Source organism: Mycobacterium sp. NGS68 (genome assembly GCF_059812195.1).
Genome location: NZ_JCALCE010000007.1, coordinates 27,145 through 45,729 on the forward strand (window position 1 = coordinate 27,145; position 18,585 = coordinate 45,729).

19 protein-coding genes are annotated in these 18,585 nt (G+C 70.0%); 12 read left to right on the forward strand and 7 right to left on the reverse strand.

The features are described from left to right. Positions 1 to 20: 20 nt before the first annotated feature. Genes dprE2 through AC5Y5V_RS10145 form a run of 4 tightly spaced genes read left to right on the forward strand, consistent with a single transcriptional unit; the run spans position 21 to position 3,407 of the window. Positions 21 to 770, forward strand: a complete 750-nt coding sequence (dprE2, locus tag AC5Y5V_RS10130) for a decaprenylphospho-beta-D-erythro-pentofuranosid-2-ulose 2-reductase (RefSeq protein WP_499933650.1) — start codon at positions 21 to 23, stop codon at positions 768 to 770. Further along, the gene (cbiE, locus tag AC5Y5V_RS10135; RefSeq protein ID WP_499933652.1) at positions 767 to 1,936 is read left to right on the forward strand and encodes a precorrin-6y C5,15-methyltransferase (decarboxylating) subunit CbiE; all 1,170 of its coding nucleotides are present in this window, start codon (positions 767 to 769) and stop codon (positions 1,934 to 1,936) included. Before dprE2 ends, cbiE begins: the two co-directional genes overlap by 4 nt. Beyond that, the gene (gene cobM / locus AC5Y5V_RS10140) at positions 1,933 to 2,682 is read left to right on the forward strand and encodes a precorrin-4 C(11)-methyltransferase (RefSeq protein WP_499934173.1); all 750 of its coding nucleotides are present in this window, start codon (positions 1,933 to 1,935) and stop codon (positions 2,680 to 2,682) included. Before cbiE ends, cobM begins: the two co-directional genes overlap by 4 nt. Continuing rightward, positions 2,679 to 3,407: a cobalt-precorrin-6A reductase gene (locus tag AC5Y5V_RS10145; RefSeq protein WP_499934178.1), complete on the forward strand. Its 729-nt coding sequence runs from the start codon at positions 2,679 to 2,681 to the stop codon at positions 3,405 to 3,407. Before cobM ends, AC5Y5V_RS10145 begins: the two co-directional genes overlap by 4 nt. Here AC5Y5V_RS10145 and sigC read toward each other — a convergent pair. Beyond that, on the reverse strand, positions 3,404 to 3,958 hold the full coding sequence (sigC, locus tag AC5Y5V_RS10150) for an RNA polymerase sigma factor SigC (RefSeq protein ID WP_499933656.1): 555 nt from the start codon (positions 3,956 to 3,958) through the stop codon (positions 3,404 to 3,406). The two genes, AC5Y5V_RS10145 and sigC, sit on opposite strands and share 4 nt — an antisense overlap. Before the next feature lie 182 nt (positions 3,959 to 4,140). Between sigC and bla the strand changes: the two genes are divergently transcribed. Then, positions 4,141 to 5,007 (forward strand): class A beta-lactamase, encoded by an 867-nt coding sequence (bla, locus tag AC5Y5V_RS10155; RefSeq protein WP_499934181.1) that lies wholly within the window; start codon positions 4,141 to 4,143, stop codon positions 5,005 to 5,007. Between the two features lie 31 nt (positions 5,008 to 5,038). Here bla and AC5Y5V_RS10160 read toward each other — a convergent pair whose 3' ends face one another. The 3 genes from AC5Y5V_RS10160 to cobG are packed head-to-tail and all read right to left on the reverse strand — an operon-like array spanning position 5,039 to position 8,235. After that, complete coding sequence (locus AC5Y5V_RS10160; RefSeq protein WP_499933659.1) at positions 5,039 to 6,511, reverse strand: precorrin-2 C(20)-methyltransferase; 1,473 nt, start codon at positions 6,509 to 6,511, stop codon at positions 5,039 to 5,041. Then, entirely contained in the window at positions 6,508 to 7,128 is a 621-nt protein-coding gene (locus AC5Y5V_RS10165) for a precorrin-8X methylmutase (RefSeq protein WP_499933662.1), read from the reverse strand. Before AC5Y5V_RS10165 ends, AC5Y5V_RS10160 begins: the two co-directional genes overlap by 4 nt. Before the next feature lie 9 nt (positions 7,129 to 7,137). Further along, positions 7,138 to 8,235 carry a precorrin-3B synthase gene (cobG, locus tag AC5Y5V_RS10170; protein ID WP_499933665.1) on the reverse strand — a complete coding sequence of 366 codons (1,098 nt, stop codon included), beginning with the start codon at positions 8,233 to 8,235 and terminating at the stop codon, positions 7,138 to 7,140. 288 nt (positions 8,236 to 8,523) lie between these two features. On the opposite strand from cobG, the gene AC5Y5V_RS10175 reads away from it, so the two are divergent. Genes AC5Y5V_RS10175 through AC5Y5V_RS10185 form a run of 3 tightly spaced genes read left to right on the forward strand, consistent with a single transcriptional unit; the run spans position 8,524 to position 11,085 of the window. Further along, positions 8,524 to 8,859 carry an Rv1352/Rv1906c domain-containing protein gene (locus tag AC5Y5V_RS10175; protein WP_499933667.1) on the forward strand — a complete coding sequence of 112 codons (336 nt, stop codon included), beginning with the start codon at positions 8,524 to 8,526 and terminating at the stop codon, positions 8,857 to 8,859. 49 nt (positions 8,860 to 8,908) lie between these two features. Continuing rightward, positions 8,909 to 9,574: an alpha/beta hydrolase gene (locus AC5Y5V_RS10180; RefSeq protein ID WP_499933669.1), complete on the forward strand. Its 666-nt coding sequence runs from the start codon at positions 8,909 to 8,911 to the stop codon at positions 9,572 to 9,574. 53 nt (positions 9,575 to 9,627) lie between these two features. Continuing rightward, positions 9,628 to 11,085 (forward strand): flavin-containing monooxygenase, encoded by a 1,458-nt coding sequence (locus tag AC5Y5V_RS10185; RefSeq protein ID WP_499933671.1) that lies wholly within the window; start codon positions 9,628 to 9,630, stop codon positions 11,083 to 11,085. Here the strand turns inward: AC5Y5V_RS10185 and AC5Y5V_RS10190 are convergent. Continuing rightward, positions 11,082 to 11,360: a DUF732 domain-containing protein gene (locus tag AC5Y5V_RS10190; RefSeq protein WP_499933673.1), complete on the reverse strand. Its 279-nt coding sequence runs from the start codon at positions 11,358 to 11,360 to the stop codon at positions 11,082 to 11,084. The two genes, AC5Y5V_RS10185 and AC5Y5V_RS10190, sit on opposite strands and share 4 nt — an antisense overlap. A gap of 73 nt (positions 11,361 to 11,433) precedes the next feature. Continuing rightward, positions 11,434 to 12,255: an SDR family oxidoreductase gene (locus tag AC5Y5V_RS10195; RefSeq protein WP_499933675.1), complete on the reverse strand. Its 822-nt coding sequence runs from the start codon at positions 12,253 to 12,255 to the stop codon at positions 11,434 to 11,436. 55 nt (positions 12,256 to 12,310) lie between these two features. Here AC5Y5V_RS10195 and cobN point away from each other — a divergent pair, with 55 nt between their 5' ends. Genes cobN through AC5Y5V_RS10210 form a run of 3 tightly spaced genes read left to right on the forward strand, consistent with a single transcriptional unit; the run spans position 12,311 to position 17,196 of the window. Further along, complete coding sequence (gene cobN, locus AC5Y5V_RS10200; RefSeq protein WP_499933677.1) at positions 12,311 to 15,883, forward strand: cobaltochelatase subunit CobN; 3,573 nt, start codon at positions 12,311 to 12,313, stop codon at positions 15,881 to 15,883. Positions 15,884 to 15,938: 55 nt separating this feature from the next. Continuing rightward, positions 15,939 to 16,328 carry a PPOX class F420-dependent oxidoreductase gene (locus tag AC5Y5V_RS10205; RefSeq protein WP_499933679.1) on the forward strand — a complete coding sequence of 130 codons (390 nt, stop codon included), beginning with the start codon at positions 15,939 to 15,941 and terminating at the stop codon, positions 16,326 to 16,328. A 7-nt stretch (positions 16,329 to 16,335) separates the two neighbouring features. Continuing rightward, positions 16,336 to 17,196: a type 1 glutamine amidotransferase domain-containing protein gene (locus AC5Y5V_RS10210; RefSeq protein ID WP_499933682.1), complete on the forward strand. Its 861-nt coding sequence runs from the start codon at positions 16,336 to 16,338 to the stop codon at positions 17,194 to 17,196. Positions 17,197 to 17,290: 94 nt separating this feature from the next. Here the strand turns inward: AC5Y5V_RS10210 and AC5Y5V_RS10215 are convergent, their stop codons facing one another. Beyond that, positions 17,291 to 17,992, reverse strand: coding sequence for a dienelactone hydrolase family protein (locus AC5Y5V_RS10215; RefSeq protein WP_499933684.1), 702 nt, complete (start codon positions 17,990 to 17,992; stop codon positions 17,291 to 17,293). A gap of 73 nt (positions 17,993 to 18,065) precedes the next feature. Between AC5Y5V_RS10215 and AC5Y5V_RS10220 the strand changes: the two genes are divergently transcribed. Then, positions 18,066 to 18,584: an FxsA family protein gene (locus AC5Y5V_RS10220; protein ID WP_499933686.1), complete on the forward strand. Its 519-nt coding sequence runs from the start codon at positions 18,066 to 18,068 to the stop codon at positions 18,582 to 18,584. Position 18,585: the final 1 nt, after the last annotated feature.

The window sequence follows — 18,585 nt, forward strand, 5'->3', positions numbered from 1 at the left end:
CGCAGGTGATAATCGCAGCCGTGGACGACACGGGCGCAGGTCCGCTAGTAATTTTCGGCGGCCGCAGCGAGATCGGCATGGAACTCGCGCGGCGCCTGGCGCCCGGCGCCACGCTGGTGCTGGCCGCACGCAGACCCGACCAGCTCACCGAGCAAACCACCGCGCTCCACGAGGCCGGTGCCACCAGCGTGCACACCATCCAGTTCGACGCCGACGACGTCGCGTCGCACGGCCCGCTCGTCGCGTCGATCATCACCGAACACGGCCCCATCGGCACCGCGGTGCTCGCCTTCGGAATCCTCGGCGATCAGGCCCGGGCCGAGGCCGACGCCGCCCACGCCGTCGCCATCGTCCACACCGACTACGTCGCTCAGGTCAGCCTGCTCACCCACCTGGCCGCGGCGATGCGCACCGCCGGCCGGGGATCGCTGGTGGTCTTCTCCTCGGTGGCCGGGGTCCGGGTGCGCCGCGCGAACTATGTGTACGGCTCGGCCAAGGCCGGCCTGGATGGGTTTGCCGGCGGCCTGGCCGACGCGCTGCACGGCACCGGGGTGCGGTTGCTGCTCGCCCGCCCCGGATTCGTCATCGGGCGTATGACGGAGGGTATGTCTCCCGCGCCGCTGTCCAGCACGCCGGAGCAGGTCGCCAAGGCAACGGCCCGTGCCCTGGCCAAAGGGCGGCGTACCGTGTGGATCCCCTGGGCGCTGCGGCCAATGTTCGTCGGGATGCGACTGCTGCCGCAGTTCGTCTGGCGCAGGCTGCCGCGATGATCGTCGTCGTGGGCATCGGCGCCGACGGCATGCCCGGCCTCTCGGCGACCGCGGCAAGCGAATTGCGCAAAGCCGCAGTCATTTACGGCTCGCGAAGACAACTCGACCTGCTCGACGACACGGTCCCGGCCCCGCGCCGCGAGTGGCCGTCGCCGATGTTGCTGGCGCTCCAAGCGCTGCCAATCACCGAAGACATTCACGTCGTCGCCAGCGGAGACCCGTTGCTGCACGGCATCGGCGGCACCCTGATCCGCCTGTTCGGTGCCGCCAGGGTGACGGTGCTGCCGCACGTGTCGTCGGTCACGCTGGCGTGCGCCCGGATGGGCTGGAACGTTCACGACACCGAGGTGATCAGCCTGGTCACCGCCAAGCCGCACACCGCGGTACGCCGCGGCGGCCGGGCCATCGTGCTGTCGAGCGGCCGCAACACGCCGAAGGACCTCGCGGCGCTGCTCACCAACCACGGCCGCGGTGACTCCGAGTTCAGCGTGCTCGAACGGCTCGGCGCCCCGGACGAACGGCGCCGCGACGGCACCGCCGCCCAATGGGCCGCCGACGCGCCCGCCGACGTCGACGATCTCAACGTGATCGCCGTCCGATACCTGCCCGACGAGCGGGTCCGGCCCCTGCCCGACGGCGCCTTCGTCAACGACGGGCAGATCACCAAGCACGGCATGCGCGCGGTGACGATCGCGGCGCTGGCCCCGCGGCCCGGCCAGCGGCTATGGGACGTCGGCGCCGGCTCGGGCAGCATCGCGGTCGAATGGTGCCGAAGCTGGCGCGACTGCACCGCGGTGGCGTTCGAACGCGACGAACGACGCCGCGCCAGTGTCGGTCTCAACGCCACGGCGCACGGCGTCGACGTCGATGTGCGCGGCGAAGCGCCGGACACGTTCGAGGGCGCCGAGGAGCCGTCGACGATTTTCATCGGCGGCGGCCTCACCCAACCGGGCCTGCTGGACGCCTGCCTGGCGCGCCTGGGCAGTGGCGGCCGGCTGGTTGCTAACGCGGTCACCGCCGAATCGGAAGCGCTTCTGGTGCAGGCTTATTCGCGGCACGGCGGTGAGCTGAGGCGCTTCCAGCATTATCGGGGTGAACCCCTGGGCGGGTTCACCGGTTGGCGGCCGCACCACCCCGTCACCCAGTGGGTGGTGACCACGCGGTGACGGTGTACTTCATCGGCGCCGGTCCGGGTGCCGCCGACCTGATCACGGTCCGCGGCCAGCGGCTCCTGCAAAGTTGCCGGGTGTGTTTGTACGCCGGCTCGATCATGTCCAAAGACCTGCTGGCGCAATGCCCGTCGGACGCGAAGATCGTCGACACCGGACCGCTGACGCTGGAGCAGATTGTCGCGGAACTTGTCGACGCGGACGCCGCCGGTCACGACGTCGCGCGACTGCACTCCGGGGACCCGTCGCTGTACAGCGCGCTGGCGGAGCAGTGTCGCCGACTCGACGCGCGAGGTGTCGACTACGAAATCGTGCCGGGCGTGCCGGCTTTCGCCGCGGCCGCCGCCGTCCTCAAGCGTGAACTGACGGTCCCCGCCGTCGCGCAGACGGTGACGCTGACCAGAATCTCGACGCTGTCGACGCCGATGCCGCCCGGGGAGGATCTGGCCGCCCTGGCCCGCTCCGGCGCCACCCTGGTCCTGCATTTGGCGGCGGCTCAGATCGACAGCATCGTCCCGCAACTGCTCGACGGCGGCTACCAGCCCGAAACGCCCGCGGCGGTAGTGGCTTTCGCCAGCCGACCGGAGCAGACCGTGCTGCGGTGCACGCTGGCCGACATCGCCGGGCAGATGCACGACGCGAACATCACCAAGACCGCCGTCATCGTCGTCGGCGATGTGCTGTCCGCCGAGGGATTCACCGACAGCTACCTGTACTCGGCGGCGCGCCTCGAGGCGCACTGATGCGGATGCTGCTGCTCGGCGGCACCGCCGAGGCGCGGGCGCTGGCGAAACGCCTGCATCCGGAGGTCGACGTCGTCAGTTCGCTGGCCGGCCGGGTACCGGACCCCGCGCTGCCGGTCGGCGCCGTGCGCGTCGGCGGTTTCGGCGGCGTCGAGGGGCTGCGGCGGTGGCTGCGCGACGAACGCATCGACGCCGTCGTCGACGCCACCCACCCGTTCGCGGCCACCATGACCGCCCACGCCGCCCAGGCCTGCCGCGAACTGGGGATGCCGCATCTGGTGCTGGCGCGCCCGCCGTGGGACCCCGGAGCCGCCACTGTCGTCGGCTCCGACACTCACGCCGCGCAAACCATTGCCGAACAAGGCTATTCGCGCGTATTTCTGACGACCGGGCGTTCGGGCGTCAACGCCTTCGCCGACAGCGACGCGTGGTTTCTGATCCGGACGGTCACCGCCCCGGATAACACCTGCCTGCCGCGGCAGCACCGACTGTTGCTGTCCCGCGGGCCTTATCGCTACGACGACGAGTTGCGGCTGCTCACCGAGCACCGCATCGACGCCCTGGTCACCAAGAACAGCGGCGGCGAGATGACCCGGTCGAAGTTGGATGCCGCTGCCGCACTGGATATTCCGGTGGTGATGGTGGCGCGTCCGACGTTGCCGACGGGGGTGGCCTCGGTTGGGACCGTCGACGAGGCCGTCGACTGGGTCGCCCGCCGAACTTAGCCGGTCAGGTCGTCGCGTTCCCCGTCGGCCAGCAGCGCGTCGCGGGCGCGGGCCACGCGGGACCGGATCGTGCCCACCGGGCAGCCGCAGACCGCCGCGGCGTCGGCGTAGGACAGGCCCAGTAGCTGCGTGAGCAACAGGGCCTCGCGCTGCTCGGTGATCAGCCCGCCGATCATGGTCGTCACCTCGACGAGGTCCTCGAAGCCGCGGGCGTGGCGATTGCCCTCGAGCGCGCGCTCGGGATCGGCGCCGTGCGCGGTGCGGGGTCGCGACCGCGCCTGGCGGATGTGATCGGCGACGACGCGGCGGGCGATGGCCAGTAGCCAGGTGCGCGCGCTGGAGCGCCCGGAGAATCGCTGGATGGCACCGATCGCCCGCAGGAAGGTTTCTTGGGCGAGGTCGTCCGCGTGGCCCACGTCCGACAGGTAGGCGACAAAGCGCCGCACATCCTGCTGCGTGGCCTTGATGAACGCTTCGAGTGCCTGCTGGTTTCCGCGAGCGGCGGCCAAGGCGAGCGCGGTAACGGCCTCGTCGTCGCTGCGCGCGCTCATGGGGATCAACCTTAAACGGGTGGGCGCGGCGAGTCTACGACTGGTCGTCGTAGAGCCCCGGTGCCAACCGTATTCATAGAAATGCCGGCGACTCGCTTTAATGTGGACTTGTGACACGCCTTTTCACGCAATGCGTGAATCACGGTCATACCCGACGCCAGGTGCTCGCGGCCGCTCTGCTCATGCCGCTGGCGGCGTGCGCTCGAACCGCCGGGGGCGGCCGCGCCGCCTCGACGCCGACCGGGGTGGTGCCGGCTTCGGACCTGGCTCATCGCTTTGACCAGCTCGAACGCCAGCACGAAGGCCGACTCGGCATATATGTGCCGGCAAGCGGCGCCACTCCCGAGATCGCCTACCGGGCCGACGAGCGGTTCGCGTTCTGCTCGACTTTCAAGGCGCCGCTGGTCGCGGCGGTGCTCAGTGCCAATCCGCTCGCCCATCTGGACAAGGTCGTCACCTACACCCACGACGACATCCGGTCGGTCTCGCCGGTGACCGAGCAACACGTCCATAACGGCATGACGATCAAGCAGCTCTGCGATGCCGCGATCCGGTACAGCGACGGCACCGCCGCCAACCTGTTGCTCGCCGATCTCGGCGGCCCCGCGGCATTCACCGCGTACCTGCGCGGCCTGGGCGACACCGTGAGCCGCCTGGATCAGGCCGAACCCGAACTCAACCGCGACGCCCCGGATGACGAGCGGGACACCACCACCCCGCGGGCGATGGCGGGGGTTTTCCAGAAGATCGTCCTAGGCGACGCCCTGCCGTCCGACAAGCGGGCGCTGCTCACCGATTGGATGGCGCGCTGCACCACCGGCGCCAAGCGGATCCGCGCGGGCTTCCCCGCCGATTGGCGAGTGATCGATAAGACCGGGTCCGGCGACTACGGGCGGACCAACGACGTCGCGGTGGTCTGGTCGCCCAGCAATGTGCCGCACGTCGTGGCGGTCTACGCCGATTTCGTCGGCGGGGGCTATGGCGCGCAGCCCAACGACGGGTTTGTCGCCGCCGCGGCCACCGTCGTCGCGTCCGCGCTCGGCGATTGAGCGCGCGAGCGCCCGTCTGCTCGCCGGGCCCCTAGCCCGGGTAACGCCGCGGGGTGAACACCGTGTCGCCGGAACCGCTGGAATGCCATTGGGTCTGGGAAGACCCGACGATCAGCAGGCAGCGCATGTCCACGTCGGCGGGGTCCAGGTCGGCCAGTCGCACCACGCGCACCTGCTCGTCGGGGCCCGACACGTTGCGGCCGATCACCACCGGCGTGCCGGGTTCGCGGTGGGCCAGCAGCAGGTCGCGCGCGGCGCCGACCTGCCAGGTTCGCGACTTGGACGCCGGGTTGTAGATGACCAGGACCAAGTCCGCGGCGGCCGCCGCAGCGACCCGCGCGGCGATCACGTCCCATGGCTTGAGCCGGTCGGACAGCGAGAGCACCGCGTAGTCATGGCCCAGGGGAGCGCCGACCCGACTGGCGACGGCCTGGGCCGCGGTCATCGCCGGAATCACCCGGATCCTCACGCCGGGCCACCGCGCCGCCTCTTCCAGCACGGCGGTGGCCATCGCGAACACGCCAGGGTCTCCCGACGACACGACCGCCACCGCGTGCCCCTGCTCGGCCAGCGAGCAGGCCAGGCGCGCCCGCGCGGGTTCGTCGGTGTTGTCGCTGGGATGCCGGCGCTGACCGTCGCGCACCGGGACGCGGTCCAGGTAGCCGGCGTACCCGATCAGGTCCGTCGCGGCGGTCAGCTCCCGTCGGCTCTGCGGGGTCATCCAGTCGACGTCGCCGGGCCCGAGGCCCACCACCGCGACGGTTCCGGCCAACGCGGGCCGCCGCCGACCACCTGGCAGCATGGCCAGCGAGAAGTACGGCACGCTGGTCTCGTCGACGTCGGCGGCCGGTAGCACTTGTTGCCCCGGTGTGCTGGCTCGTTCCACATAGAAGGCTTCGTCCAGCTGGCCAGACAGCGAAAGCGCTTCGCGGACATTGTGATACGAGCGCCCGAGTTTCAGTACGACGGCCGCGTCCGCGTCCGCGAGCCGCCGGGTCAGCTCCGCGACCGGCAGGGTGCCCGGCAGCACCGCCAGCACCTCGTCGCCGGCCACCAGCGGCGTCGCGACGGCCGCCGCGGCGGCGCTCACCGAGGTCACGCCGGGCACGATGACCGCGTCGAACCGCTGCGTCAGCCGCGTATGCAGATGCATGTAGGAGCTGTAGAACAGCGGATCGCCCTCGGCGAGCAGCGCCACGTTGCGCCCCGCGTCCAGGTGCGCGGCGATCCGCTCGGTGGCCTGGGCGTAGAAGTCCTCGAGTGCGCCGGCGTAGCCGCCGGGATGATCGGTCGTCTCGGTGGTCACCGGGTAGATCAGGTGCTCCTCGAGTTGGCCGGGCCGCAGATACGGTTCGGCGATGCCGCGCGCGATGCTGCGGCCGTGCCGCGCGCTGTGATAGGCCACCACATCGGCCTCGCCGATCACCCGGGCGGCCTTGACCGTCACCAGCTCGGGGTCGCCGGGCCCCAACCCGACTCCCCACAGCGTGCCCCGCGTGGTCATCCGCCGGCGATCGCGTTGACGGCCGCGGCGGCCATGGCGCTCCCGCCGCGACGGCCCCGCACCACCAGATACGACATGCCGCGCGGGCGGTCGATGAGCTCCTGCTTGGACTGCGCGGACCCGACGAATCCGACCGGCCCGCCCAGGACCGCGACCGGCGGCGCGACGCCCTCGTCGAGCAGTTCGAGCAGCCGGAACAGCGCGGTGGGCGCGTTGCCGATCGCCAGCACGGCGCCGGGCAGCCGCTCGGCCCACAGCTCCACGCCGGCGGCGGAGCGGGTGGTCCGCCTGCGGGCGGCCAAGTCGGCGGCGCGGAGATCGGCGACCAGCGACACCACCTGGTTGTCGGCGGGCAGTCGCGCGGTGGTGATGCCGGCGGCCACCATCGACGAGTCGCACAACACCGGGGCTCCGGCCCGCAGGGCGGCGGCGGCCCGCGGCACGACGTCGTCGGTGTAGGCGATGTGCTCGGTGAGGTCGACCTGCCCGCAGGTGTGGATCAGCCGGACCACCACCCGGGCGACGTCGTCGGGGAATTGCGTCAGGTGAGCTTCGGCCCGGATGGTTGCGAACGACTGGCGGTAGATCTCGTCGGCGTCGCGGACGTACTCGAGCACCCGCCCACCCTACGGCCGGAGCGGACGGTAGCCGTCTCCGGTTGCCAGCAGCACGTCACCGGCCGGCGGACGGCCGCATGCCCGTTCGCAGCCGACGAAGTGGCGGTGCACGCCAGTGTCAACGGCCAGGGCCGCCGCCGCGTCCGCCCGGACGTCGGCGGCTGAGCGCGCGCAGCCGGGGCTGCCGGTGCAGGCGCTGACGCCCAGCCAGGGGGAGTTCTCGTCGAAAACCAGGCCCAACGGCGCAAGCACGCGGACTGATACCTCTGCTACTTCTTCCGTGAGATCGCAGACCAGCACCGAGCGCCACGGCGTGATGACCAGCGGCGCCTCGACGGCCGCCAGAAACTCCGCGACGCGCGCCGACAGGACACCCAGCGGCACCGCGGCACCCAGCGCGACGCGGCCGTCCTGCTGCCCCATCCAGCCGACAGGCGGGCGGGTGACGACGGGAAACTCCGCGCGCGGCTCGGCGCCCGGCCAGAGCCGTGACGGGTCACCCAATTCGGCCACCCGCCAAGCGTTTCCGCGCACCTCTAGGAATCGCAACCCGATGTTGACCAGGGCGCCGACGGCGTCGTCGTGCGCCAGCCGCACCCCGGTGTCCCGGCCCGCCAGCAGCAGCGCGCACGCGGTGTCCAGGACCTGCACTCCGGCGTCGGCGCGCAGGCCGGACACGTCGCCGCGGCCGTCGTCGAGGCTGAACCAGAACCGGCCACCCAGCTCGGTCAGTCGGGGTTCGGCGCGGATCGCGGCGTCCAGCGCTCCGACGAGCGGCCGGACGTCCGCCAACCCGCCGACCCGCCCGGACAGCGGCGACGCGACGATGTTGCGCACCCGCTCGTGCGTGGCCGACGGCAACAGACCGGCCGTGGCGACCAACTCCGCGGCGGCGGCCACGTCGGTGATGCCTCGCAGCTGCACGTTGCCCCGCGCGGTCAGCTCCAGCACGCCGGAGCCGAGCCGGCTCGAGACGTGTGCCAGCGTCGCGAGCTGGTCCGAGGTGATCATGCCGCCGGGCAGCCGCACCCGGACCAGCGCACCGTCGGCCGCCTCGTGCACCTGCAACGCGCCCGGACAGGCGTCAGTGTCGCGAGTCCTGGCCATCCATCAACGGTACGGCCGCCGGATCACGGGTTGGGGCAGAAGATGGGTCCCAGTATCGCCAGGCACTGCTCACGGGTGCTGATGATGGCCGGCGGCCAGGGCGGCGGAGCGGGCGGCGGCCCTTCGCCCTCCCAAATGTTGTGGGCCGCATTGCCCTGCCCGGAGTACACGTACCAGTAGGTGTGGCACGAAGCGCAGGCTGACGCCGCAAACTTGCGGAATTCTTGCGTTGTTAGATTGCATGGAGGTCGCCGACAGGCGCCCACCACCGGCTTTCAGGAGTCTCGCGTGAATCTGGGCGGTTTCCCCACCGGCCGCAGGGCGGCGCTGATGGCGGCGGCATCGTTGATCGCCTGTGCCGCATGCCCTTCGGCGCACGCGGACCCGATCTACGGTTCGGGCACCTACGCGGTGCCGGGTCAACTGCCCTACGGCATCTACGTCGCCCGCGGCGAGCCCGGTGATCATGCCGCGGCCTGCACCTTCAGCACCTGGACCAGCGATGGCAAGTTGATCAGCGCTGACAGCGGAACCCAGGCGAACGTGCTCGTCGCGAGAATCGAGGCACCCGCGGTCGCGAAGTTCATCAGCCGCGGCTGTACGCCGTGGACGAAGGTCAACTGAGGCGATCGACCGCGATTGATCGTTGCCCCACTTGGGCACACTGGTCACCGTGAGAACGGTGGAGTACGACCCCGGGCGCCTCGCCGATGTGTTCGGCGATCCGGCGCAGCCCACGATCCTGCTCTGGCACGGCATGCAGACCGACGCCCGCGCCGCCGTCCGGCCGCTGGCGGGGATGCTGGCCGACCGCGGTGCCGCCGTGGTGGTGCCGGACTGGAATTCCCATGCGCCCGACGGCGGTCGCAGCGACCTGTTGCGATCGCTGCAGTTCACCGGGCGGCGGCGCCCCGACGGTCTGGTCCTCGTCGGGTGGTCCCTGGGCGGTGTTGCGGCGGCCCGCCTGACGCTCGACTCGGAGGCCGGCATGGTTCTGGCTCATACGGTTTGCCTGGCGGGCGCCTTCATGGCCCCCGACCCGATCTCGGGCCGACACGTGACCGACGGGCTGTCCCGCGACCACATCGGTTCGCCTCTGACGCTGCTGCACGGCCTCGACGACGACGTCGTGCCCGTGACCGCCAGCAGGGACTTCGCCGCTGATCTCGAACGGATCGGCTGGCCGGTGCAATTGGTCGAGCTGCCCGCCGATCACGGGTCGATCGCCGGCGCCGAGTACGACCCGGTAGCGGATCGCTACGAGCCGTCGGCGGGGGGAGCGGCGCACCACATGGCCGGCACGGTCGCCGACCTGATCGCCGCGACGCTTGAACTCTGAGATTTGCCCGGCTGACTGGCGTAACGTGCAGGCCAGCGAAAGTGGGTGGTGTCATGTCAGCGCAGCGTGCACTGAAGATCGCGATTCTCGGCGCCGGAATGTCCGGCATCTGCATGGCGGCCAAGCTGCAGGATGCCGGCATCGACTCGTTCACCATCTTCGAGAAGGCCGACGACGTCGGGGGCACCTGGCGCGACAATACGTATCCCGGGCTCACCTGCGACGTCCCGTCGCGTTACTACTCGTATTCGTTTCGGCCGAACCCGAATTGGTCGCACCTGTTGCCGCCGGGATCGGAGATCCAGGCCTACTTCCAGCAGGTCGCCACCGAACGTGGCATTCGCAAGCACATCCGGTTCGGCACCAACGTCACCGCGGCCCGCTACGACGACGGCCGGTGGCATCTCACCACCCCCGACGGCGAGGAGACGTTCGACGTCCTCGTCACCGCGACCGGCGTGCTGCGGGTGCCGCGATACCCGGACATTCCCGGACGGGACACGTTCGCCGGTCCGGCGTTCCACTCCTCGCGCTGGGACCACTCGGTCTCCTTGCCGGACAAGCGGATCGGCTTGATCGGGACTGGGTCGACGGGCGTGCAGATCACCGCGGAACTCGGCGGCAAGGTGCGTCAGCTGAAGGTCTTCCAGCGCAGCGCGCAGTGGGTCTATCCCTTCCCCAACCTGCGCTACTCGAAGTGGAGTCAGGCGGCGCTGTCCCGGTGGTCGGCGCTGAACGTTCTGCCTTATCGGTTCTGGGGATGGCTGATGCGGCACTGGTTCGGCGTGGCGCCGATCCGTCCGTGCTGGCAGCGCCGTCAAATCCAGGCCTGGTCTCGATGGAACCTGCGGTTCTCGGTGCGCAACCCGGAGCTTCGGGCCAAGCTCACCCCGGCGTACCAGCCGATGTGCAAGCGGCAGGTCATGGCGGGGAATTTCTACCGCTCCGTGCAAAAGCCAGGTGTCGAGGTGATCACGGACGCGATCGACCACATCGAGCCACGCGGCGTCGTCACCGCCAACGGCGCCCTGCACGAAGTCGATCTACTGGTCTTCGCCACCGGGTTCGACGCGCGGGCCTACGTGCGCCCGCTTGACGTGATCGGCGAGGGCGGGCTCACCCTGGACGAGGCGTGGGCCGACGGCCCCAGGGCCTACCGGTCCGTCGCGGTGCCCGGATTCCCCAACCTGTTCATGCTGATAGGTCCGCATTCGCCGATCGGCAATCAGTCGCTGGTTCCGATCGCCGAGGATCAGGCCAACTACGTGATGTGGTGGATCAACCAGCTCCGCGACGGGCGCGTGCTCGCCGCAGCGCCGACCGAAGCGGCGACCAAGCAATACAACGAGGACATGAAAGCCGCTATGCCGCAGACGATCTGGACCTCCGGATGCAACAGCTGGTACCTCGGCAAAGACGGTCTGCCCGAGCTGTTCCCGTGGTCGCCGGACACCCACACCCAGCTCCTGCGCCGGCCGCAGCTCACCGACTTCGACGTGCGCACGGCCTAGTAGCCGGCCTGCCTGACCTTCGCCGAGTTGTAGGGGCAGAAGGCGGCAGTCGAGCGCCCGATGACGTTGCCGGCCTCGCGGAGGCTGAATCCGCCCTCTTTCGCGATGGTGAGCGCGAGTCTGAAGATGTCGCCGCCCGAATCGGCCTTGTCGAGTTCGGCGCAGACGCTGCGGCCGTTGCGGTTGACGTAGTCGTCCAGCGGGCCCGCGTAAGCCTGCGGCGCAGCGGATATGGCGGCGACGGCGAACGCGATCGCCAGGTGCACTGCCCTCACTTCACCTCCGGCGGCGGTTAGCGAGATTCCGCCGTCAACGTACCAACTCGGCGCCGTCGGCGCAGCGTGAGCGTCAGGAGGTTCCGGCCCGTCGGGCATACGCCGCACGCTTCTCGCGCTGCACGTCGGTCGTGAAGACCCGCCCGGTGCCCAACGCGCGACCCAGCGCCTCGGCCACCGCCCGCGGCAACAAACGCTGGGCCGACAGCACGATGCCCATCGACCAGGGAATGGCCACGCGGGGTTTCGGCTTGCCGATCACGTCGACGACCGCCTGCGCGACGTCCTCCGGCTCGACGTTCTTGAAGCCGCGCGCATGCCCGATGCCGTCGACCATCTCGGTGTTGGTCAAGGTCGGCATGATCGCCGAGAAGTGCACGCCGCTGCCGCGGTTCTCCAGGCGAACGGTGTCGGTGTACCCGAGGACGGCATGCTTTGTGCCGCAATAGGTTGCGATGCCCTCCGACGGAAGCACGCCGCCGAGCGAGGCAATGTTGACGATGTGGCCGCGATGGCGGGGCAGCATGCGCTGGGCGGCCAGCTTGGTGCCCAGGATCACGCCGAAGACGTTGACGTCGAGTTGCAGCCGGGTGGCCGCATCGGACTCGTCGACCGCGTTGCCGACGGCAATGACGCCGGCATTGTTCACCACCACTTCGAGCGGCCCCAACTGGCTTTCGACGGCGTCCAAGAAGGCGGTGAAGGACTCGCGGTCGGTCACGTCCAGTTTGGCGGAAAGCTCAAAGGGGCGCCCGGCCTCCTTGGCCGCGGCCTCGTCGATGTCGCCGATAGCGACCTTGGCGCCCGCGTTGTGCAAGGCCGTCGCGATGGCCAAGCCGATGCCGCGGGCCCCGCCGGTGATCGCTACAACTTTTCCTGCAAGCGAAGATTCCATCGCCTCACGCTACCCATAACCGATCGACGCGGGGGCGCTGCGGTACGAATGGTAGGTGGCTGAGCCGACGATTCTGCTGTTGTCGACGTCCGACACCGACCTGATCGGCGCCCGCGCCAGCGCAAAGAACTACCGGTGGGCCAACCCGTCGCGGCTGTCCGACGACGAGCTGCCCGAGCTGCTCGCCGATACCGCCGTCGTGGTGGTGCGGATCCTCGGCGGCTATCGCGCCTGGCAGAGCGGTATCGACGCGGTCCTGGCCAGCGGCGTGCCCACCGTGCTGGTCAGCGGCGAGCAAGCGGCCGATGCCGAGCTGACGGGACTGTCCACCCTCGCGGCCGGCATCGCCGTGCAGGCCCACATCTATCTCGCCCACGGTGGCGTCGAAAACCTGCGCCAGCTGCATGCGTTCCTGTCCGACACGGTGCTGATGACGGGCTTTGGCTTCGCGCCGCCCGCCGTCACCCCGACGTGGGGCGAACTGGAACGACCCGGTGTCGCGGTCGAGGGCCCCACGATCGCAGTGCTGTACTACCGCGCGCAGCAGTTGGCCGGCAACACCGCCTACGTCGAAGCGCTGTGCCGCGCAATCGAAGACGCCGGCGCGCGGCCGCTGCCGGTGTACTGCGCGTCGCTGCGAACCGCCGAACCCGAATTGCTGCAGCGGCTCGGCGACGCCGACGCCATGGTGGTCACGGTGCTGGCCGCCGGCGGTACCAGGCCCGCTACGGCGGCGGCTGGTGGTCTCGACGACAGCTGGAACGTCGAACACCTTGCGGCCCTGGATATCCCGATCCTGCAGGGGCTGTGCTTGACCAGCCCGCGGGATCAGTGGTGCGCCAACGACGACGGCCTGAGCCCGCTGGACGTGGCCAGCCAGGTCGCGGTACCCGAGTTCGACGGCCGCATCATCACGGTCCCCTTCTCGTTCAAGGAGATCGACGACGACGGGTTGATCTCCTATGTCGCCGATGCCGAGCGCTGCGCGCGGGTCGCGGGCCTGGCCGTCCGGCACGCGCGGTTGCGGCACGTCGTCCCCGCCGACAAGCGGGTCGCCCTGGTGTTTTCGGCCTATCCCACCAAACACGCCCGCATCGGCAACGCCGTCGGGCTCGACACCCCGGCCAGCGCCGTCGCGCTGCTGCGGGCCATGGCGGAGCGTGGCTATCGGGTGGGGGAGCTGCCGGGTGTGGAGTCGAATGACGGTGACGCGCTGATCCATGCCCTGATCGAACGCGGTGGCCAAGACCCCGACTGGCTCACCTCCGAACAGTTGTCCGGAAACCCGATTCGAGTGTCCGCCAAGGACTATCGCGAGTGGTTCGCCACGCTGCCCGCCGAACTCGCCGACGCGGTCGTCGAGCACTGGGGCCCGGCGCCAGGGCAGCTGTTCGTCGACCGCGGCACCGACCCGGATGGCGAGATCGTCATCGCCGCACTGCAAGCCGGCAACCTGGTGCTGATGGTCCAGCCGCCGCGCGGCTTCGGCGAGAATCCCGTGGCCATCTACCACGATCCGGACCTGCCGCCCAGCCACCACTACCTGGCCGCCTACCACTGGCTCGATGCCGGTTTCGGCGCCGACGCCGTGGTGCATCTGGGCAAGCACGGCAACCTGGAATGGCTGCCCGGCAAGACGCTGGGAATGTCGGCGGCGTGTGCGTCCGACGCGGCGCTGGGCAACCTGCCGCTGATCTACCCCTTTCTGGTCAACGACCCCGGCGAGGGCACCCAGGCCAAGCGGCGGGCGCACGCCGTGCTCGTCGACCACCTGATCCCGCCCATGGCCCGCGCCGAAACCTACGGCGACATAGCCCGTTTGGAGCAGTTGCTCGACGAGCACGCCAACGTCGCCGCCCTGGACCCCGGCAAACTGCCCGCCATTCGCCAGCAGATCTGGACCCTGATCCGGGCCGCCAAGATGGACCACGACCTCGGCCTCACCGAGCGGCCCGAAGAGGATTCGTTCGACGACATGATCCTGCACGTCGACGGCTGGCTGTGCGAGATCAAGGATGTCCAAATCCGCGACGGTTTGCACATTCTCGGCCAACGACCAACGGGGGAGGGCGAACTCGACCTGGTGCTGGCCATGCTGCGGGCGCGGCAATTGTTCGGCGGTGAGCAGGCCATCCCCGGCCTGCGGCAGGCGTTGGGCCTGGCGGAGGACGGCACCGACGAACGGTCCGCGGTGGATCACGCTGAGGCCGCCGCGCGTGAACTGGTCGCCGCCCTGCAGGCCAGCGGCTGGGACTCCGATGCGGCGGACCGGCTCACCGACAACGCCGACGTCGCCGCCGTGCTGCGGTTCGCGGCGACCGAGGTGGTGCCCCGGCTCGCGGGCACCGCCAGCGAGATCGAGCACGTGCTGCGCGCGTTGGACGGCCGGTTCATCCCGTCCGGGCCGTCGGGGTCACCGCTGCGCGGGCTGATCAACGTCCTGCCCACGGGCCGCAACTTCTACTCCGTCGACCCCAAGGCCGTGCCGTCGCGGCTGGCCTGGGAGGCCGGTGTGGCGCTGGCGGATTCGCTGCTTGCCCGCTACCGCGACGACCACGGCCGGTGGCCGCAGTCCGTCGGGCTTTCGGTGTGGGGCACCTCGGCGATGCGCACGGCGGGCGACGACATCGCCGAAGTGCTTGCGCTGGTGGGTGTTCGGCCGGTTTGGGACGACGCCTCGCGACGGGTGATCGGCCTGACGCCGATATCGCTGACCGAGCTGGGCCGCCCGAGGATCGACGTGACGGTGCGGATTTCCGGTTTCTTCCGCGACGCCTTCCCGCACGTCGTGACGATGCTCGACGACGCCGTGTGGCTCGTCGCCGACCTCGACGAGCCGGCCGACGACAACTACGTCCGCGCGCACGCGCAGGCGGATCTCGCCCAGCACGGGGACCAACGCCGCGCCACGACAAGGATTTTCGGATCCAAGCCGGGCAGCTACGGGGCCGGGTTGCTGCAGCTGATCGACAGCCGCAACTGGCGCGACGACGCCGACCTGGCGCAGGTGTACACGGCGTGGGGCGGCTTCGCGTACGGCCGCGGGCTGGACGGTCGCGAGGCGGTCGACGACATGAACCGCCAGTATCGCCGGATCGCGGTGGCCGCCAAGAACACCGACACCCGCGAACACGACATCGCCGACTCCGACGACTATTTCCAGTACCACGGCGGCATGGTCGCCACCGTGCGGGCGCTGACCGGCCAGGCGCCGGCCGCCTACATCGGCGACAACACCCGGCCCGACGCGATTCGCACCCGCACGCTGTCGGAGGAGACCACCCGGGTGTTCCGGGCCCGCGTCGTCAATCCCCGCTGGATGGCCGCGATGCGCCGGCACGGCTACAAGGGCGCGTTCGAGATGGCCGCTACCGTCGACTACCTGTTCGGTTACGACGCCACGGCCGGGGTGATGGCCGACTGGATGTACGAACAGCTCACCGACCGCTACGTGCTGGACCCCGAGAACCGCAAGTTCATGGCTGAGTCCAACCCGTGGGCGCTGCATGGCATGGCCGAGCGGTTGCTGGAGGCGGCGGGCCGCGGCATGTGGGCCGAGCCGCAGTCGGACACGCTCGACGGATTGCGCCAGGCGCTGCTGGAAACCGAGGGTGACCTCGAGGCCTAGCACCTAGCCCCGCTCGCGAGGGGATGCCAGGCAACGTGCAGGTAGGTTGACACCCGTGACACCAACTTTTGCCGACCTGGCCAAGGCGAATTACATCCTGCTGACCACCTTCACCAAGGACGGCCGGCCCAAGCCCACCCCGATCTGGGCCGCGTTGGACAAGGAGCACGGTGACCGCCTACTGGTGATCACCGAGGGAAAGGCGTGGAAGGTCAAGCGAATCCGCAACACGCCACGCGTGACCATGGCCGTGTGTGACATGCGCGGACGACCCAAGAGCGACGCCGTCGAGGGCACCGCGACCATCCTGGACAAGTCGCACAACCCCGCCGTCTACGACGCCATCGGCAAGCGGTACGGCATCGTGGGGAAGGTCTTCAACCTGTTCAGCAAGCTGCGCGGCGGCATGGAGAACAACGTCGGCCTCGAGCTCAGGGTCCCCTAGAGCACAGGTGGGCAGCGTCCTCATCCCGATCCCGGATCGCGACTTCGACCCGACGGAGGTCGCGGTCAGCTGGCGGGTGCTGACCCGCAACGGGCATCGGGTCGTCTTTGCCACCGAAAGCGGCGCGCCGGGCGCGGCCGACGACATCATGGTGACCGGCCGCGGGTTGGACCTCTGGTCCGCGCTGCCGGTGCTCGGAACCATCCCGATCATTGGCCTCGCGCTGCGGGCGAATAAGGACGGCCGCGAGGCCTACCAAAAGATGCTGCAGTCGAACGAGTTTCAGCATCCGGTCAGCTGGAGCCGGGCCACCCTCGACGACGTCGACGCGCTGCTGCTGCCCGGCGGCCACCGGGCCCGGGGGATGCGCAGCTACATCGACAGCAACGTCCTGCAGCGGCTCGTCGCGGACGCCTTCGCCCGAAAGATCACCGTCGCCGCGATTTGCCACGGCGTGCTGCTCGCGGCCCGCAGCGTCGATCCCGCCACCGGCCGCTCGGTGCTGTACGGACGCAAGACCACCGCGTTGACCTGGGCGCTGGAGCGCACCGCGTGGCGGCTCACCCGCATCACCCGGTTCTGGGACCCCGACTACTACCGCACCTACACCGAGGAGCCCGGCCAGCCGGCCGGCTACATGTCCGTGCAGTCCGAAGTCACCCGCGCCCTGCGGGACCCGTCCGACTTCCGCGACGTCGAGCGCACGACGCCACGCCGGCGGCTCAAGTCAGCCGGCCTGGTGCGCGACACGGCGACCGACTCGCGGCCGGCGTTCGTCGTCGACGACGGCACCTACGTGTCGGCGCGCTGGCCCGGAGACACCCATACGTTCGCGGCCACGCTGTCGAAGAAGCTGCCGAACAGCTGAGTCGTGCCCCAAGCCGCGGCCATGGTGCACAGCATGCCGGTCAGCGCGGCGTGTCGCCGTACCTATGCGCACCCTCGCGGGCCAAGCGTCGGGTTCAGCTCGCGGCCCCCAAATGCTCGCCGAAGAAGGCGAACACGCGGCTCCACGCGTCCTCGGCGGCCTCTTCGTTGTGGCCGAATCCGGTGATGCGCAGCAGCGGCTGGCCGGGGAGCTTATTGGCGAAGCTGTGCCCGGCGCTGGGGTAGCTCTTGATGTCGGCTTCGATGTTCAGGGCCGCCGTCGTCTTGCGCAGCTTGTTGGCCGCACCGAGGCCCAGCGGGTCGCGGCCGCCGAAGCTCGCCACGATCGGGCACGCGCCGTCCAGCGTCGAGCTCAAATTGCGCGGCAGCGGCGTGCCGTAGAACGGCGCGGAGGCGCCGAACCCCTGCGGTGACATCACCAGGGCGAACCCGCCGCCCATGCAGAAGCCCGCGATGCCCACCCGCCCGGTGCACTGCGGCATGGCGAGCAGGTGGTCGCGGGCGGCCAGAATGTCGTCGAGTGCGCGACCCCGCTTGGTGAGCAACTCGCGCATGACCCGGCTCACGCAGCGGGCGCGGCCGCCGCGCGCATACAGGTTCGGGGTGAGCGTGAGATAGCCCGCCCGGGCGACATGGTCGTTGGTGGATTGCATGTCGGGGCCGTAGCCGATCGCGTCGTGGATCACCACCACACCCGGCCATGGACCTTCGCCCGGAGGAACGCTCAGCAGCCCGTCGATCAATCCATCGGGGGTATCGATCTCAATCGTCGTCATACCGTCATCTAACTGCAGCCGCGACGTGAGCCACCAGGGGAACTCGCGCTCCTGCCGCGGACGTTGAGGTCATATGTTCCGCCGTCTGCTGCTCCTCTACGCGATCGTCGAACTGTCGGCGTTAGTCGCTCTGGCGGTCACGATCGGGTGGGGCTGGACCCTGCTCGCGTTGATGGTTGCCGCGGTGCTGGGCGTTGTGGTCGGCGCACCGATGGCCGGCGTGCAGCTCAGCGCCCAAGTCATGGCGCTGCGGGCCGGGCTGAAGGCGCCGCGCAGCGCGCTGAGCGACGGCGCGATGGTCGCCCTGTCCACAGTCCTGGTTCTGGTGCCCGGCCTGGTCACCACGACGCTGGGCATCCTGCTGATGGCGCCGCCGATCCGCGGCGTCGCCCGGCCGGTGCTGGCGGCCTTCGCTCTGCGCGGCCTGGATCGGCGGGTCCCGCTGATCACCGACATCAGAGTGCCCGGCACCGGCCCCGACGGCCGTGCTCAGGTGGACTACATCGACGGCGAGGTCATCGATGTCCAAGACGTCACTGATGTTGAGCCCGAGGTCCTGCCGCCGGCACGCGTCCCGCACCGCGCCCCGTAGT